This window comes from Microbispora sp. CA-102843, assembly GCF_050936215.1.
Taxonomy (GTDB): domain Bacteria; phylum Actinomycetota; class Actinomycetes; order Streptosporangiales; family Streptosporangiaceae; genus Microbispora.
The window spans coordinates 1,573,934-1,589,994 of record NZ_JBNJNF010000001.1 but is presented as its reverse complement, the minus strand read 5'-3'; the positions used below and the strand labels follow the sequence as shown (position 1 = coordinate 1,589,994).

The following is a 16,061-nucleotide window of genomic DNA, read 5'->3' as shown; positions in this document are numbered from 1 at the left end:
CGATTTACTTCGAAGCGAACCGGATAACTAACCGCTTGATCCTCGTCGTTCGGAGGAGACGTCATCATGAGTGCCAAGATCGCGGTCATCTACTACTCGGCGACCGGCAACGTCCACCAGCTCGCCAGGGCGGTCGCCGAGGGCGCCGAGAAGGCCGGTGCCGACGTCCGGCTGCGCCGGGTCCCCGAACTGGCTCCGGACTCCGCCATCGACGCCAACCCGGCCTGGCGGGAGCACATCGAGGCCGCCAAAGACGTGGAGGTCGCCACACTGGACGACCTGACCTGGGCAGACGCCTACGCCTTCGGCTCGCCGACCCGTTTCGGCAACATCGCGTCGCAGCTCAAGCAGTTCATCGACACCACGGGCGGCCTGTGGCAGCAGGGCGTCATGGTCGACAAGCCCGCCACCGGCTTCACCAGCGCCCACAACGCCCACGGCGGCAACGAGTCGACGACCCTCGCCCTCTACAACACCTTCCACCACTGGGGTTCGATCATCGTCGCGCCCGGCTACACCGACCCGGTGGTCTATCCGGCGGGCGGCAACCCGTACGGCACCGCTCATAGGGGCGGCGCGGGCACTCCCTCCGAGGAGACCCTCGCAGCCGCCCGCTACCAGGGTGAACGTCTGGCGGCCATCACAACCCGCCTCCTGGCCGGCCGGGCTGCTTGAATGACGGCATGCTGCACCTGCTGATCGTGAACTACACGGGCTCCGAGGAAGACGCCGCCCCCTTCGTTCGCGATCACGTCAGGTATCTCGAACGGCACCACGCGGACGGCGTCTTCCTGGTCTCGGGGCAGACTGTGCCGTCGTCCCAGGGCGGGGCCATCGTGGCATGCGGCGTGGACCGCGAGACCATCGAGCGGATCAGCGCTCAGGACCCGTTCGTCGTGAACGGCGTCGCGACCCACTCGATCACAACGATCGAGCCGGGCCGAATCCATCCGGCCCTGGCAGAGCTGCTGCCCGCGACCGAGGCGCCGCGAGGCTGACCCTGTCCCCAGCCCGGGGCCCAGGTTGTCGCGCCATGCTGTCGGGTGGAAACTCCCAAGGGGGATGACGGCGATCCTTGGTGGTGCCGCCTGCCGCGTGACGGAGTCTCACGCATGACGGTGCAAAGTTCTCAATTCAATCGTCAGCGGGCGAAGGCGGGACTTCATCAACCAGAAACGCAGCGAGCAGAAATGAGCGGGAGCAGCGCAAGTTTCCGTCCAACACCAGAGGGTTCCGGTCCTCTGGGGTCGCACATGTCACCGAGTTACGGTAATTCGCAAGCTATACCGGAACTTGCTACTTATCTTTACCATGGCGGGATTTGGTCGTAATCTTTGCGCTGGAGTTGTCGCGTTTCGCCGACCGCGCTGGAGTTCGCCACCTCATGGCCTCACCGTCATCCGCGTCAGACTCGTCACCAGCGCCCTCACTGGCTCCGCACCCCTCGCTGATTCCCGAGCCCCCGCCCGCGGCGCGACAGCCGAGCGGAACCCCGCCCACCGCCACGCCCTCCGCCCAGCCCCAGACGTCACCGATCCCCGGCATCAGCGACGGCTATTCCGGCATCAATCCCGCCGCTATGGACGACTTCGAGCGCGGGCTCGGCCGTGCGGAAGACACGCTCGGCCGCAACGAGCAGATCATCGACCGGACGCTGCGGCAGCTGAACCTGGACACGTCAGGCTTGGGCGCCCTCCGTGAAATGAGGAATTGGCTGACGGCCAGCCGTCCAGACCTGCGACGCCGCAGCGAGACGATCCGCGCTCAGCAGAGCGAGTGGAGCGCCGGAACCGGCGTCCCCGGCGGCCTGAGCGACTTCGACGAGACCCTGTACGGCAAGGCAGCGCATAACCCTGATGTCTACGCAGCCGTGACCACGGTGACCCAGGCCGCCGAAAAGGGCGAGATCGACAAAAAGACGCTGAAGGCGCTGGAGAAGCGAAAGGGCGACCCCGACTTCGCCGCCGGATTGATGAACGCTCTTGGCGCGGCTGGTTTCCGCGAACTGATGGCGAAGACCGTCGACCACGGCGACGATCGGAAGGTGACGCGGTTGCAGGCCGCCCTCGGCGCCGCGCTGGGCACGGCGAGTTCCCGGCTGAGCCCGGCCTGGCGCGACCAGCTCACTCCCCCGGCCACCGCCAACCCGAAAGAGGCATACGCGGTCGCACTCGCGCTGAAGAACGGCAAGGCGGACACGTCATTTTTGGTGGCGGTCGCAAGGAAACTGGACGCTTGGGACCGCGCCCGGAGCAAGCTGCCCGCTGCCTCGCCGGACGTCATGGTGCCGCTGATGGAGGCGCTCAGCAAGAATGCGGCCGCCGCTCAGGACTTCTTCGCCAAAGACACCACGGCGCTCAAGCATTTCCTGACCGAGCGTTACACACAAGACGGCGGCGAGGCGCTGGGCAAGGCGCTGGAGGCCGCGATGCTCACCTTTCGCGATCACGAGGGCTCACCGGACCAGCCGTCCCGCGGCTACCTGTCGGCCCTGCTCGCCTCCGAGTTCGTCCACCTGCAGGCCCAGCGAATCGACGCCGGCGATCCGCCCGAATCACTCGTCCCCGCGCCCACAACCGGCCGCATCCTCGCCGACTACATCATCGACATCGACCGCGTCGCCCAAAGCGGGACCGGCACCCGTGTTCCCGCGGTATGGGGAGCCGACAATCCAAGCATCCCTCAGCAGGACCCCTGGGGCGCCCAGTTCGACTTGAAGGAACTGCGCCAGGTGATGCAGGAGGCGTTCGTCGACTCATCGGCGTTCACCCCGGTTGTAGCCGCGCAGGCAGCCTTCAGCAGCCTGGCGATCGATTACGGGGCTGCAGAGAAGATGGCCGGGCGTGGCGACCAGGTTCTCATGACCAATGCGAAGCGAATAGGGGCAGGTTTCGCCCTGATCACCGACGCCGCCGGGCTGGCAAAAATAGAGGAAGGCGCGGAACTCGACAAGACGCAGCAGCGGAACGTCAAGGTTCTTACCGCCGTGGTAAATACCTGGCTAGCCATACCGCAGTCAGAACCTTGGCCGGTCATCAGCGGTGTCGTGGGGGCATGGACCGGATTGATCGAAGACAGCATCGAAGGGGAAGCGGAGAGCAAGGCTCGTAGCGACGCCAACATCGCTGTGAATGAAACTCGCACTCTCCTGCACGACCTGACCGCACAGGCGATGCTGAAGCATGGGCTGTTCGGAACGGCCGAATCTCCGGCCAAGACCCACCCATGGGCATCCTTGGAAGGACTGAGCAAGGGAGATGATCCCCGCGCCAATCCCAACAACTTTCTGAAGGATGACGGCCAGACGCTTATGAGTAGGAACGAGATGATCAGCAAAGGCGCGACCAACGGCAGCGAGAATGATCAGAGGTTGCAGGCGTATGAGCGATGGCTGCACGAGGGCCCAGCGGGCAAGACGTGGCAGGAGGTTGAGGACCGATTGGATTTAGGCTTCAAAAGCGGCTTCTCTCAGTACCAGTCATGAGGGCGACCCGGCTCGCGATACTGGCGCTGTCGGCCACAGCGCTGGCGGCGACCGCATGTCAATCCGGGGAGGAGTCTGCAGATCACACACCTTTGCCAACTGTGGCCGCTCCTCCCTATATCTGCGATTACGTCCCTCTGCGGGCAGTGGAGTTGATGACAGGGCTTCACAATCCGATGGCTCGTGGTTTCTTCGACCTGTCGATCTCCGAGGGTATAGGCGACGGAAGTTGCGTGGTCTATCAGCGCAACGGGGAACAGCCGAAGGTACTGCTGATCGATCTTGCGCCGAGCGGATTCCGGGAAGAGGTCGAGGAGAACATCCGGCTGGGTGCTTCACCGCTGCCGGAGATCGTTCCCGGAGCGATCGGCTCTTACTTCGAGCCGCCCGATAGCAAGGACAATGAGGCGTCCGCCCTACTTGTACGAGGTAAGGCGGCACTAACCATTCGCCTGGAGATGGGAGCTGCGGGTAGGGACAACGCGGCGGATGTGGTGGCGTTGATGAAGTTGATCGCGCCCAAGCTGATCACTGACGCGAGCGCTCCGTCGGAAAGTCCCTCTCATGCACCGACCACGGGGTGACGCTTGTGGCGCAACTGGTGACCAACCCGCTGCACACGGCCCTGCAGAACGCCCTGCGGACGGTCGAACCCCTGATCGATGACATCGAGCAGCGCGTCGAGGGGCCGTACTTGCACTTCCACAACGGGACGGTGTGGACGGGACCGGCGGCCAGGCGCTTCGACGAAGAGTTCACCCAGCACCGCTCCCGCGTCCGTATCGCGAGCGACAGGATCCTCTCCGACCTATGCCAAGCGCTGGCCCGCACGCCTGTGGAAGTGACCGAGGAGGAGGCCAGAACGATCAGAGTCAGGTACGGCCTGCCCTGACACTTTCATGCCCTACCAGTCGGGCCTCCACGGCACGCCGAGTGATTTGATTCTGGTATCACCTTCCCTCACGGGCCAGCTTGTCCTTGTCAATTGACCGCCGTCTTCGTGCCTCCTCCGTGGCGAGTCACTCGAGGTCGAAGGCGAATTTTCAGTGCACTTCGCGTGAAAGCCGCATCGGTCGCCTTACTGGACCATACGTATGCCTCCCCTGGAGTGAGCGCCGCCATCTTGGTGGACGTGAGCTCCGCCAGGGACGCGTTGGCCTTCTGGAGATGCTTCAGCCAGGCCGGCGAGGTGAATTTGTGCAGTATCACGTGGTTCGACAGCTCGATCAGGGAGATCGGCACTGAGGGTGGATCCTGGCTGGCGACCAGGACGCTCATACCCTTATGGCGCATCTCTCTGACGCTTTCGACCAGTCCCGCTACCAGGTCCGGGCTCTCGATGTATTTATGCGCTTCATCGAAGACGACCAGCTTATTGAACCGTTTTCCGTCAGCCTGCGCCTCAGCAAACAGCTGCATGAGCACGACAAACAGGCCAAGCGCTTCGTCCTTCTCGATGAACTCGTCACGCAGGTCGACGATCATCATCCGACCAGGTCGCACCAGTTCTTTGACCCGAGCATCATCATCAATGTACTCAGCGGCCAGGTCCAGTCGCTGCTGCGCGAGTTGTTTGAGGTTGTCGGACAGGGACGACTCCTCGACACCCCGTCTGATCACATCCAGTCGTAGATCATTCCGATGGGCCTTCATGATGCGCTGGAGCTGCCGGATGTACGTGGACTGGTTGCCAATGGCGCCCATGAGGAAGCGCCAGTGCTCCGCCCGCAGTTCGCTGGAACCGAACTTCAACGGCAGCACTTTGATGTCCGGGTATTCCTCCCGGCGCTGGTCGAGTTGATCCTCCGGAACCAGCATCACCACGTCTGTCAGCGCCGCAGCTTCCGCACCGGGGGTCGTCGTTCGGCGAGACCATGCTGGTGAACTCTGGCGCGTAATCCAGTGTCGGGCTGTAGTGAAAGACGATGGTGGCAAGCGGGTGAGGTAGCTCGTTGACTGGCGGCACCGAGAGCGAGGCGGCTTCGATGATGGACCCGAGCGTGTAGCTCTTACCTCGCTCCGGCGTGCACCCAGCTCTCCGCGAAATGGATCTGGTTGGGCTTCCAGAAGCCGAAGGAGTCGGCGGTGACACCCGCCGAGGCCAGTCTCAGCAGGTTGTCCAGCGCCGTTCGCGCCTCGTCGTGCCGGCCGAGCACTGTCAGGGCCTTGGCCCGGGTGGTCAGCAGGTCCACCGTTGGCCCTCCCGCGATGCGCTCGGCGCTCTCGACGAGACCGAGGACGGTCTGCGGGTCGCGCTGGCCGTACAGGCCGTGACCGGCCTCCTCGCCGCGAACCAGCAGCCGGAGCCGCAGGTCCCCGGAGGCGTCGGCGGCCTGACGCGCCGTACGCCACCAGCGCAGGGCGGAGCCGTGCTCGCCGAGCCGGGTCAGCGCGTTGGCGTGAACGGACGCGAGCGCCGCCGTGACCCGGTGCAGCTCGGTCACGTCATCCGGCGTCGAGGTCTCCATCTGCTGCCGCACGGCCATCAGATCCATGAGCAGGTCCGCCACCACCTGCGCAGGAGGACGGGTGCGCAGTGCATGCAGGTGGTCGGCGCAGGAGAGGTGCCAGTCCTCGATGCTTCGAGGTTCGCCGTTCATCGCCAGGTCGAGCAGACGGCGTACCGGCTCGTCCGAAGCGGCACCGCCGAGCGCCCCCATGCCGAGACTCGCGATCGCCAGTTGCAGCAGGCGACGACGCTCCATGGATTCACCTTTGTCCTGATCCGGCATTGTTGATTCGGCACGGAGCCGATTCAATTCGGCCGCCGCTCGATGCAGCGCGATCAGGAATCCGTCCGCATCGAAAAACCCGTCGAGGCGGCGTACCGAATCGGCATGAGGCAGGCATTCCCCGCGTTCCCATCGGGCAATCCGTGACCAATCGGTAAGGATCTCCTCCCCCACCCTGGTCAGGGACACATCGCCCCGCATCCGGCGCAGCGCCGCACCGAACAGGTGCAGCGGAGACGCACCGGGATCCACCGGATTCGGCCTGCGCGGCATACCCCTCCCTATTGGCGATATTGGCTCTGCTGTTCGGCCAGCTCAAAACGCTTAATCGACCTCTGATCCCGCCTCAGTATGAACGGGAAACGGCACGTCAGCCACGAAAACAGCGGGACCCGCAGGCGACTGCACCGCCGTACGGGTCCCTTGATCAGGAAACGAGGTCCTGACCCAATGACAAACGATAGAGGCACGGTCTTCGCCGGTTGGCGCATCATGCGAAGCGACGCCGGTCGGTTCTGGGCCACCCGCGAGCGCCCCTTCCCCCAAGAGGCCGAAGAGGCCGGAGCCCTGCGTACGGTCGACGCCGACGACCTGCAGGAACTGTGCCGGGTCACGGCGGAGCAAGAGAGCCTGGCCGACACGACGGCGGTGGCGCCGTGATCCTCGCGGCCTTACGCCATCGAACCTGCCCGCCCTGGCGCATCGAGGCCGCACGCTCACCACTCATGAGGCCGAACGCCTCGGCCTCCACCTCATCGGCCTCGCGGCCGTGGGCGCCATGGAGACCCCACCCTCCGCCGTCTGACCACGGCACCTCGGACCGCCTCCCTGGTAAGCCCCCGAGCGGCGGGCAGGTCCGGCCGGGCTGAAGCTGCTGCGCCAAAAGCGGAGGCCCAATATCCTGAGCAACGCGTGACCCGGTCGAGGTCACGAAGTGAAGCCGGGTTAACCTCCGCAGGTGGTGGCCCGGCTTTCGCGTGCCTAGGCCAAGTGGTCCGAAAGATAGCGGCGGACGAGGCGTTTGCATTCGGCGATGAGGTCGGGGTCGCCGTCCGGGTGGGCCCGGAAGGCCAGTTTGAGCACGGCGTCGGCGGCCTCGACGGCGACCACGAAGGCGCGGGACAGGCCGTCGCCCGGCGCCACGCCGAGCAGGTCCACGATGAGAGAGCGCAGCCGGTCGGCGACGACCACGTTGTTCTCCAGCGCCTCGTCGAGCATGCGCTGGGTGCCGGGCAGAGCGGGGCCGCCGGGAGCGGAGAGCACCTCGCCGAAGTCCACCACGCCGAAACCGGGCGTGGTCCGCTTCATGCGTACGAACTCGTCGACGACCAGGTCCACGACGCCGGTCCAGTCCGACAGCGGCGCGGCGGCCAGCCGGGACGCGATCAGGTCCAGGTACGCCTCCAGGTTCCGCAGCGCGAGCGCGCGGACCAGGCTCTGCTTGTCCGTGAAGAACTGGTAGAAGGTGCCGATCGGCACCTCGGCCCGGCGGGCGACCTCCTTGGTGGTCAGGGCGGCGTACCCCACCTCGTCGAGCAGCAGGGCGCACTCGTCCAGCATGCGCTCGACCCGCTCCTGACTGCGGCGCTGTGCGGGCCGGCGGCGCAAGGCTCCCCCTGTGGTCATCTCGCCATTCTCTCCCGCTTTTCGCGCAACCGAGTTAACATGAGTTCTCCTCATATTAACTGAGAGAGGCGGCATTATGTTCCTGTGGGGTACGGCCACCGCGTCCTACCAGATCGAAGGGGCGGTCGCCGAGGACGGCAGAGGGCCCTCCGTCTGGGACACCTTCTCCCACACGCCCGGCAGAGTCCGCGACGGGCACACGGGCGACGTGGCCTGTGACCACTACCACCGTTACGGCGAGGACGTGGCGCTGATGGCCGGCCTCGGCGTGAACGCCTACCGCTTCTCCATCGCCTGGCCGCGGGTGATGCCCACCGGCGCCGGCCCGGTCAACCAGGCCGGGCTCGACTTCTACGACCGTCTCGTGGACGCGCTGTGCGAGCGCGGCATCACTCCGGTGCCGACGCTCTTCCACTGGGACCTGCCGCAGGCGCTGGAGGACGAGGGCGGCTGGCTCGATCGCGACACCTCCCGCCGTTTCGGCGACTACGCCGCCGTCGTGGCCGAACGGCTGGCCGACCGCGTACGCATGTGGATCACGCTCAACGAGCCGTTCGTCCACATGGTGGAGGGATACGGCCTGGGCATACACGCCCCGGGCAGGGCGCTCATGTTCGACGCGCTGCCAGTGGCCCACCACCAGTTGCTCGGGCACGGCCTGGCCGCGCAGGCCCTGCGGGCGGCCGGGGCGGAGCAGGTGCTGATCACCAACAACTGCACCCCGGTCTGGCCCGCCTCGGACTCCCCCGAGGACCTGGCCGCCGCCGAGACGTACGACATCCTGCACAACCGGCTGTTCAACGACCCGGTCCTCACCGGCGCCTACCCCGACCTGACGGCGTTCGGCGTCGAAATCCCCGTGCACCCCGGCGACCTGGAGACGATCGCCCAGCCCCTCGACGGACTGGGGATCAACTACTACAACCCGACGCGGATCGGCGGCCCCGGCGGGGACGGCCTGCCGTTCCGGTTCGAGGAGATCTCCGGCGTTCCCATCACCGCTTTCGGCTGGCCCGTCGTCCCCGACGGCCTGCGCGAACTGCTCGACTCCCTCAAGGCCCGGTACGGCGACGCGCTGCCGCCCGTCTACATCACCGAGAACGGCTGCTCGTACGACGGCCTGGACGACCAGGAGCGGATCGCCTACCTCGACGGCCACATCAAGGCGATGCGCCAGGCCGACGTGGACCTGCGGGGCTACTTCGTCTGGTCGCTGCTGGACAACTTCGAGTGGGCCGAGGGCTACCACCAGCGGTTCGGCCTGGTCCACGTCGACTTCGAGACCCAGGAGCGCACCCCGAAGGCGTCCTACCACTGGCTGCGGAAGTTCCTGGAGGCTCAGAGCACCGACACGTGAACGTGGTCGTAGTGGTTGGCGGTGATGCCCCCGCGGTCGGACATCATCCGCCAACCGGCACGCGTCCGCATGTCGTAGTAGCGCTGCTGCCAGATGATGTACATGATCCCGTACTCGCTCGCGTGCTGGATGCACCACTGCGCCAGAGCATCGCCGCGCTCCTTGGCCACCGCGTCGGGCATGCGGCCGCCGCTGCTCATCATGAAGTCGCAGGCCCTGCCCTTGCCGTGCTCTCCCGGATCGCCGGGCCGCAGGCAGCCCACGCCGAAAGGCATCGGAAACTGCGACATGATCGCGTTGCGCGTCGAGACCAGGCGCTGCGTCAGGCCGCTGCCGGCGTCCGGCGTCTGGAAGCCGTACTTCGCCATCAGCCGCTCGACCTCGCCGCGCCTCGACTTGAGCTCCTTGATGTGGTCCTGCAGCTTGTCGATCTCGCCGGCGGCCGCGGCGGCCGCCTTCTTCTGCTTGGCGACGAGGTCCTTGACGCTGTTGAGCCGCTCGGTCCTGGCGGTGCCGAGATAGGCCAGCGTCGCCAGTGAGCTCGGGTCGGCCGACAAGGAGAAGAGCCGGGAGGCGTCCGCGCCCCCGCTCATGTACGAGGTCTGGGCGAACGCGGCCACCTGCCGCTGGGCCGCGAGCAGGTCCCCCTTCAGCTTCTTGACCCTGCCGGACGCCTTCTGCGCGGCCCTCTTCGCGTCGTCCAGGCTGAGGATCTCGCCGCGGTACTCCTTCTGGAGCGCGGCGGCCTCCTGGGTGAGCTTGCGGAGCTTGGCCTGCTGGTCCGGCTCGGCCTCGGCGGTGAGCGCGTCCAAAACGGACGGTGCGACGAGCAGCGCGGTGGTGACCACCGCCAGTCTGGCCCAGCGTCCCGACCGCACGCGACCTCCACTCGGATTCGGCCTGAAACTATAGAAGACGATCTTTACGTCTGCTACCGGAACAGGTGAAACTCTTGGGTCCAAAGCGGACAACCTCCAAACTTCCGCTTCTGTGACCAATTCGAGACTTACGCGTCGCCTTACCGCACTTGAACGCGATTTGACTCCGGCAGAGATTCGGGAGATCGTCACCCCCCACGAAGGGCTCACCGATGTCCCGACGAGAGATCGTCTCGACTCTGGCCGCCGCGGCTCTCGGCGCGGCGCTCCTACTGCCGGGCTCCCCGGCGCAGGCCGGCCAGGGCGACCCGCTCCCCCCAGCGGACCAAGCCGACCTCTACCAGCTCGACAGCGCGCCCGGCACCGCGGGCACGCTGACCCAGAAGGGCTACGACGTCGTCCAGCGGCAACTCGCGGGCGACAAGGAGCACGTCGAACTGACGGCGACCCCCGCTGAGCTCAAGAAGCTCCAGATCCTGGGCTACCGGCCGCAGCCGGTGCGCAACCCGCAGGGCCAGACGCAGATGCAGGCCGCCAAGGCGCAGGCGGCCGGCGGATACACCGTCTGGAAGTCCTACTCCGAGAAGGGCGGGATCGCCGACCAGCTCAGGGCCATCGCGGACGCCAACAAGGACGTCGCGAAGCTGGAGACGATCGGCAAGACCCTCCAGGGGAAGGACATCCTCGCGCTGAAGCTGACGAAGCTGGCCCGGGTGCTGCCCGACGGCGTCAAGCCTGCGGTGCTCTACTCGGCCACCCAGCACGCCCGTGAGTGGATCGCGACCGAGGTCGACATGCGGCTGCTGAAATATCTGGTGGCCAACAAGGGCAAATCCGACGTCGGTCGGCTGCTGACCTCCACCGAGGTGTGGTTCGTGCCGGTCGCCAACCCCGACGGCTACGACTTCACCTTCACCGAGGGCAACCGGCTCTGGCGGAAGAACCTGCGCGACAACGACGGCGACGGCCAGATCACGGGCAACGACGGTGTCGACCCCAACCGCAACTTCCCCACCCGCTGGGGGTACGACGAAGAGGGCTCCTCCAGCGTCTTCAGCAGCGAGTCCTACCGCGGCACCGGCCCGGCGTCGGAGCCCGAGACCCGGGCGATGGACGGCCTGCTCAAGCGGCTGCGTTTCAAGGCGCAGGTCAACTATCACTCCTTCGGCCCGCTGCTGCTGTATCCCGAGGGCTGGCAGGTCGAGACGAAGACCGCGGACGACCCCGTCTACCTGGCGCTGACCGGCACCGACGAGAACCCGGCCGTCCCGGGCTTCGACCCCGGGGTCGGCGCCGAGCTCTACACCACCAACGGCGAGACCAACGACCACGCGCACAAGACGTACGGCACGCTCGCCTGGACGCCGGAGCTGGACGAGGGCTGCGACGGCTGCGGCTTCGTCTTCCCCGACGACGAGGCGCTGGTGCAGGCCGAGTTCGAGAAACAGCTTCCCTTCGCTCTCGACGTCCTGAAGTCGGCGCCGAACCTGAGCGAGCCGGTCAGCCACCTCGGCAACACCGTGCCCGACTTCGTCGTGGACGCGTTCGACGTCAGCTACGGCACCGACCAGGTCGTGCAGGTGGACGCCAAGCGCAAGCTCGGGCCGGTCTTCCTCGAATACCAGATCAACGGCGGGCGCACCAAGATCGTCACGACCTCCGAGTGGAAGGGCGGAAAGCGGTACGGCGACGGCTACGACACCTACTTCCACCAGCTCAGGGGCACGGTCAAGGGCGCGAAACCCGGCGACACCGTGAAGGTGTGGTTCCGCTCGCTCACCAAGAAGAGCGAGGAGTTCACCTACAAGGTCGCCACCGACATCGGCGGCAAGGTCCTGATCGTCGCGGCGGAGGACGTCACGGGCATCAGCCCGGCCCAGGGCGTCACTGAGGCGAAGTACGCCGACGACTACGCCAAGGCGCTCTCGGAGGCCGGCTACTCCTCCGACGTCTACGACGTGGACAAGAACGGCCGCAAGGCGCCCCACCCGCTCGGGGTCCTCAGCCACTACAAGGCCGTCGTCTGGGAGACCGGCGACGACATCATCCCCCGCGCGTCCGGGCAGCCCGGCGGCACCGCCGCCAATCTGGCCGAGGCCCTGGAGCTGGCGTTCCGCGACTATCTCAACGAGGGCGGCAAGCTGCTCGCCACCGGCAAGTACGCGCTGTACGCCCAGAACACGAACGGCTCCTACTGGTACGAGCCGGACTACCCGGCGCAACCCGAGTGCACGACCCTGAGCAAGCCGCCGTGCCTCTCGCTGAGCAACGACTTCGTGCAGTACTACCTGGGCGCCTACACCTACGTGGAGGGCGGCGGCCAGGACACCGACGGGAACACGTTGCCGCTGCGCGGCGCCGGCGGCGCGTTCGCCGGCTTCACCGGCACGCTCAACGGCGGCGACTCGCCCGGTAACCAGGACCGCACCGCCTCGTTCGTCACGACCTCCTCGGTCCTGCCGGCCGACCGGTTCCCGCAGTTCGCCAGTTCGGCCGCGCTGAAGTGGCAGTACGGCGCGGGATCGCCCTTCAGCCCGCGCACCGGCTCCTGGGACGTGCAGAGCGGCCAGGCGGACGTGTCCTGGAAGCGCCTGACGAGGACGATCGACCTCACCGGCAAGACCAGTGGCGAGCTGTCGTTCTGGACGTCCTACAACACCGAGCCGAACTGGGACTTCCTGACCGTCGAGGCGCACACGGCGGGCCAGGACGACTGGACGACGCTGCCCGACGCCAACGGGCACACCTCTCAGGAGGCGGGCGACAGCTGTGCCGCCGGCTGGGTGGACATCCATCCGTTCACCGCCCACTACCAGACGTACGACGGCGCGTCGTCCTGCACCGCCACCGGCACGACCGGCGCGTGGCACGCGGCCTCCGGCTCGTCGAACGGCTGGCAGCAGTGGTCGGTGGACCTGACGGCGTACGCGGGCAAGAAGGTCGAGGTGTCGATCTCCTACATCAGCGACTGGGGCACCCAGGGCCTCGGCGTGTGGCTGGACGACGCGACCGTCAAGGCCGACGGCGCGACCGTCTCGGAGACCTCGTTCGAGGACGACCTGGGCGGCTGGACCGTCGCCGGGCCGCCTCCCGGGTCGGGGATCGCGCTGAACGACTGGACGCGCAGCGACCGGTCGCTCGACGACGGCGCGGGCATAACCACGAAGGACACGGTCTACTTCGGGTTCGGCGCGGAGGGCGCGACGACTCAGGCCATGCGGACGGACCTGGTCCGCCGGGCGATGGCCCACCTGCTCGGACGAGCGCTTCCGTAGGGCCCGCGGTCCGGCCCGCGCCGCCCGGCGCGGGCCGGACCGCGGCAGCTCTTGCCAAGGCCGAGCAGAACATGGTTCGGTCTGACTGAGTGCGCGAGGACGCACCCGATCAGGAGGCAGGCATGCTGCAGCACGACACGCTGTTCATCGGGGGCGACTGGGTGGCCCCCGCGGGCACGGGCACGATCGAGGTGATCTCTCCCCACAGCGAGGAGGTCGTCGGCCGGGTGCCGGACGGCACCGCCGCCGACATGGACCGGGCCGTCGCGGCCGCCAGGGACGCCTTCGACAACGGGCCCTGGCCGCGGATGACGATGGCCGAGCGCGCGGCGATCGTGGGACGGCTGGCGGAGATCTACGAGGCGCGCCAGGCCGAGATGGCCGAGATCATCACCACGGAGATGGGCTCTCCGATCACGTTCTCCCAGCTCGCCCAGGCGCCACAACCGCTGGGCATACTCAAGTACTACGCCGGCCTCGGCGCGACGTTCCCCGAGGAGGAGGAGCGGCCCGGCCTGTTCGGCTCGGTGATCGTACGACGCGAGCCGGTCGGCGTGGTGGCGGCCGTCGTCCCCTGGAACGTCCCCCAGTTCGTCACCATGACCAAGCTGGCCCCGGCGCTCGTCGCGGGCTGCACCATGGTGCTCAAGCCCGCTCCCGAGACGCCGCTCGACTCCTACCTGCTCGCCGAGATGATCAAGGAGGCCGGCATCCCCGCCGGGGTCGTCAACATCGTCGCGGCGGGCCGCGAGGCGGGCGAGCACCTCGTCTCCCACCCGGACGTCGACAAGGTCGCCTTCACCGGCTCGACCGCCGCCGGCCGCAGGATCGCGTCGATCTGCGGCGAGCAGCTCAAGCGCTGCACGCTCGAACTCGGCGGCAAGTCGGCGGCGATCATCCTGGACGACTGCGACCTGCCCTCGGCCATGGGCTTCCTGTCGATGGCCTCGCTGATGAACAACGGCCAGGCGTGTGTCGCGCAGACCCGCATCCTCGCCTCCCGCAACCGATACGACGAGGTCGTCCAGGCCGTCGCCGAGATGGTGACGAGCCAGCAGGTGGGCGACCCCGCCGACCCGGCCACCGGGATCGGGCCGCTGGTGGCCAGGCGGCAGCAGGAGCGGGTCGAGGGCTACATCAGGGCGGGCATCGAGGAGGGCGCCAAGCCCGTCGTCGGCGGCCTCGACCGGCCGTACGACCGGGGCTGGTACGTCGCCCCGACCGTCTTCGCCGGGGCCACCAACGACATGCGCATCGCCCGTGAGGAGATCTTCGGCCCGGTGCTGGCGGTGATCCCGTTCGAGGACGAGGCGGACGCGGTGCGGATCGCCAACGACAGCGACTACGGCCTGTCGGGCTCGGTCTGGACGGCCGACACCGAGCACGGGATGGACGTCGCCCGCCGGGTGCGCACCGGCACGTACGGCGTCAACATGATGCACACGCTCGACCCGAACACGCCGTTCGGCGGCTTCAAGGCCAGCGGCCTCGGCCGGGAGCTCGGTCCCGAGGGCCTGTCGGCCTACCTGGAGGCCAAGTCGATCGCCCGTCTGGGCTGAACGCGTCCCGGCGGAACGTCCCTCCGGCCCGGTACGGCGTGGTGCCGTACCGGGCCGGTGAAACCGCCCAGCGCGCCCCCGCGACGCTGGGCCACACCCGTGAGGGTGTGCGCCGATCCCCAATCGGCGGCGCGGATTGGAGGGGTTCCGGATCCGCACAACCCTCATAGACGACCCTTATGGGGTTTTGGTTCGCGAAATCCAGTGACCAATTTTTCTGACCAGGTCAGGGGTGGCCGCCGCCTCCGCGTGGCCGTAGCCGGGCTCGATCCACAACTCCTTCGGCTCGGCGGCGCACTCGTACAACTGGTAGGCGTGCTCGGTGGGGAAGAACGGGTCCCGGTCGCCGTGCACGATCAGCAGCGGTGTGGGCGCGACCAGCGCCGCCGCCTCGTACGGCGGGAGCGGGACGGGGTCCCATCCACCGACCGCGATCCTGGTGCGCTTGGCCAGCCGGGCCGCCAGCCGGCCGTGCCAGCGCTCGATCGCCCAGTGGACCTGGCGCATCGGCTTGGTGCCGCGGTAGTACCAGCGGGCCGGGGCGCTCACCGACACCACCCCGTCCACGCCCCGGTGCAGCGCGGCGTGCCGTACGACCACGGCGGCGCCCATCGAGAAGCCGATCGTGGCGATCCTGCGGTAGCCGATCGAGCGGGCGTGCTTGACCGCCGCGTCCACGTCGAGGACCTCCAGGTCGCCCACCGTGGATCGGCCGCCGGAGCGTCCGTGCCCCCGGAAGTCGAACGACACCACGCCGCCGAACTTCGACAGGACGTGCACGATGCGCCGGGTGTCCGGCCCTCTCCACGTTCCGGTGAAGCCGTGCGCGACCACGATGCCGAGATCGAGTGAGCCGTTGGGCGTGTGCGCCGCGTCGATGCGGACACCGTCCGCCGTGCGCAGCATCGCTCCGAAAGCAGCAGCGAGAGCCATGCCCCCGACCTTATTTCCCCCCATGTCACATATCCCCCACATGCCCCCCGCGCACGACGGGAACTGTCACAGGTCGGCGTCGAGCGCAGCCGGTCCCAGGCGACCCCCAGCCTGACGTCCTCGTCGTCGAGCGACTCGATCTGGTCCCACTCGGCCACTCCCCTCCTCCGACCGGGTCGTCGCCGCCCCGCCTTCGTCGCGATCATCAGGGGGATGG

The 16,061-nt window shown here is 67.5% G+C and carries 14 protein-coding genes; 9 read left to right on the top strand and 5 right to left on the bottom strand.

The window, feature by feature from the left end:
• Window positions 1-66 precede the first annotated feature (66 nt).
• The 5 genes from wrbA (at window position 67) to ACQEVJ_RS07345 (ending at window position 4,376) form a co-directional block, all read left to right on the top strand.
• Entirely contained in the window at window positions 67-675 is a 609-nt protein-coding gene (gene wrbA / locus ACQEVJ_RS07365; RefSeq protein WP_433098472.1) for an NAD(P)H:quinone oxidoreductase, read from the top strand.
• Between the two features lie 8 nt (window positions 676-683).
• On the top strand, window positions 684-998 hold the full coding sequence (locus ACQEVJ_RS07360; protein ID WP_433098469.1) for a YciI family protein: 315 nt from the start codon (window positions 684-686) through the stop codon (window positions 996-998).
• Between the two features lie 581 nt (window positions 999-1,579).
• The gene (locus ACQEVJ_RS07355; RefSeq protein ID WP_433098467.1) at window positions 1,580-3,484 is read left to right on the top strand and encodes a hypothetical protein; all 1,905 of its coding nucleotides are present in this window, start codon (window positions 1,580-1,582) and stop codon (window positions 3,482-3,484) included.
• Window positions 3,481-4,068, top strand: a complete 588-nt coding sequence (locus tag ACQEVJ_RS07350) for a hypothetical protein (protein ID WP_433098465.1) — start codon at window positions 3,481-3,483, stop codon at window positions 4,066-4,068. The genes ACQEVJ_RS07355 and ACQEVJ_RS07350 overlap by 4 nt, the downstream gene beginning before the upstream one ends.
• The gene (locus tag ACQEVJ_RS07345; protein WP_433098463.1) at window positions 4,065-4,376 is read left to right on the top strand and encodes a hypothetical protein; all 312 of its coding nucleotides are present in this window, start codon (window positions 4,065-4,067) and stop codon (window positions 4,374-4,376) included. Before ACQEVJ_RS07350 ends, ACQEVJ_RS07345 begins: the two co-directional genes overlap by 4 nt.
• A gap of 89 nt (window positions 4,377-4,465) precedes the next feature.
• On the opposite strand, the gene ACQEVJ_RS07340 is transcribed toward ACQEVJ_RS07345, so the two are convergent.
• Both ACQEVJ_RS07340 and ACQEVJ_RS07335 read right to left on the bottom strand, forming a co-directional pair.
• Window positions 4,466-5,308, bottom strand: coding sequence for an ATP-binding protein (locus ACQEVJ_RS07340; RefSeq protein WP_433098461.1), 843 nt, complete (start codon window positions 5,306-5,308; stop codon window positions 4,466-4,468).
• A 185-nt stretch (window positions 5,309-5,493) separates the two neighbouring features.
• The gene (locus tag ACQEVJ_RS07335) at window positions 5,494-6,189 is read right to left on the bottom strand and encodes a hypothetical protein (protein ID WP_433098459.1); all 696 of its coding nucleotides are present in this window, start codon (window positions 6,187-6,189) and stop codon (window positions 5,494-5,496) included.
• A gap of 477 nt (window positions 6,190-6,666) precedes the next feature.
• On the opposite strand from ACQEVJ_RS07335, the gene ACQEVJ_RS07330 reads away from it, so the two are divergent.
• Window positions 6,667-6,876 carry a hypothetical protein gene (locus ACQEVJ_RS07330; RefSeq protein ID WP_433098457.1) on the top strand — a complete coding sequence of 70 codons (210 nt, stop codon included), beginning with the start codon at window positions 6,667-6,669 and terminating at the stop codon, window positions 6,874-6,876.
• Between the two features lie 321 nt (window positions 6,877-7,197).
• On the opposite strand, the gene ACQEVJ_RS07325 is transcribed toward ACQEVJ_RS07330, so the two are convergent.
• Entirely contained in the window at window positions 7,198-7,842 is a 645-nt protein-coding gene (locus tag ACQEVJ_RS07325) for a TetR family transcriptional regulator (RefSeq protein WP_433098455.1), read from the bottom strand.
• 76 nt (window positions 7,843-7,918) lie between these two features.
• Here ACQEVJ_RS07325 and ACQEVJ_RS07320 point away from each other — a divergent pair, with 76 nt between their 5' ends.
• Window positions 7,919-9,199 (top strand): GH1 family beta-glucosidase, encoded by a 1,281-nt coding sequence (locus ACQEVJ_RS07320; protein WP_433098453.1) that lies wholly within the window; start codon window positions 7,919-7,921, stop codon window positions 9,197-9,199.
• On the opposite strand, the gene ACQEVJ_RS07315 is transcribed toward ACQEVJ_RS07320, so the two are convergent.
• Complete coding sequence (locus ACQEVJ_RS07315; protein WP_433098451.1) at window positions 9,181-10,077, bottom strand: coiled-coil domain-containing protein; 897 nt, start codon at window positions 10,075-10,077, stop codon at window positions 9,181-9,183. The two genes, ACQEVJ_RS07320 and ACQEVJ_RS07315, sit on opposite strands and share 19 nt — an antisense overlap.
• A 212-nt stretch (window positions 10,078-10,289) precedes the next feature.
• Between ACQEVJ_RS07315 and ACQEVJ_RS07310 the strand changes: the two genes are divergently transcribed.
• Together ACQEVJ_RS07310 and ACQEVJ_RS07305 are read left to right on the top strand one after the other, a co-directional pair.
• Window positions 10,290-13,352 (top strand): M14 family zinc carboxypeptidase, encoded by a 3,063-nt coding sequence (locus tag ACQEVJ_RS07310; RefSeq protein ID WP_433098449.1) that lies wholly within the window; start codon window positions 10,290-10,292, stop codon window positions 13,350-13,352.
• A gap of 122 nt (window positions 13,353-13,474) precedes the next feature.
• The gene (locus ACQEVJ_RS07305) at window positions 13,475-14,911 is read left to right on the top strand and encodes an aldehyde dehydrogenase (protein ID WP_433098447.1); all 1,437 of its coding nucleotides are present in this window, start codon (window positions 13,475-13,477) and stop codon (window positions 14,909-14,911) included.
• A gap of 177 nt (window positions 14,912-15,088) precedes the next feature.
• On the opposite strand, the gene ACQEVJ_RS07300 is transcribed toward ACQEVJ_RS07305, so the two are convergent.
• Window positions 15,089-15,844, bottom strand: a complete 756-nt coding sequence (locus ACQEVJ_RS07300; protein ID WP_433098445.1) for an alpha/beta hydrolase — start codon at window positions 15,842-15,844, stop codon at window positions 15,089-15,091.
• Window positions 15,845-16,061: the final 217 nt, after the last annotated feature.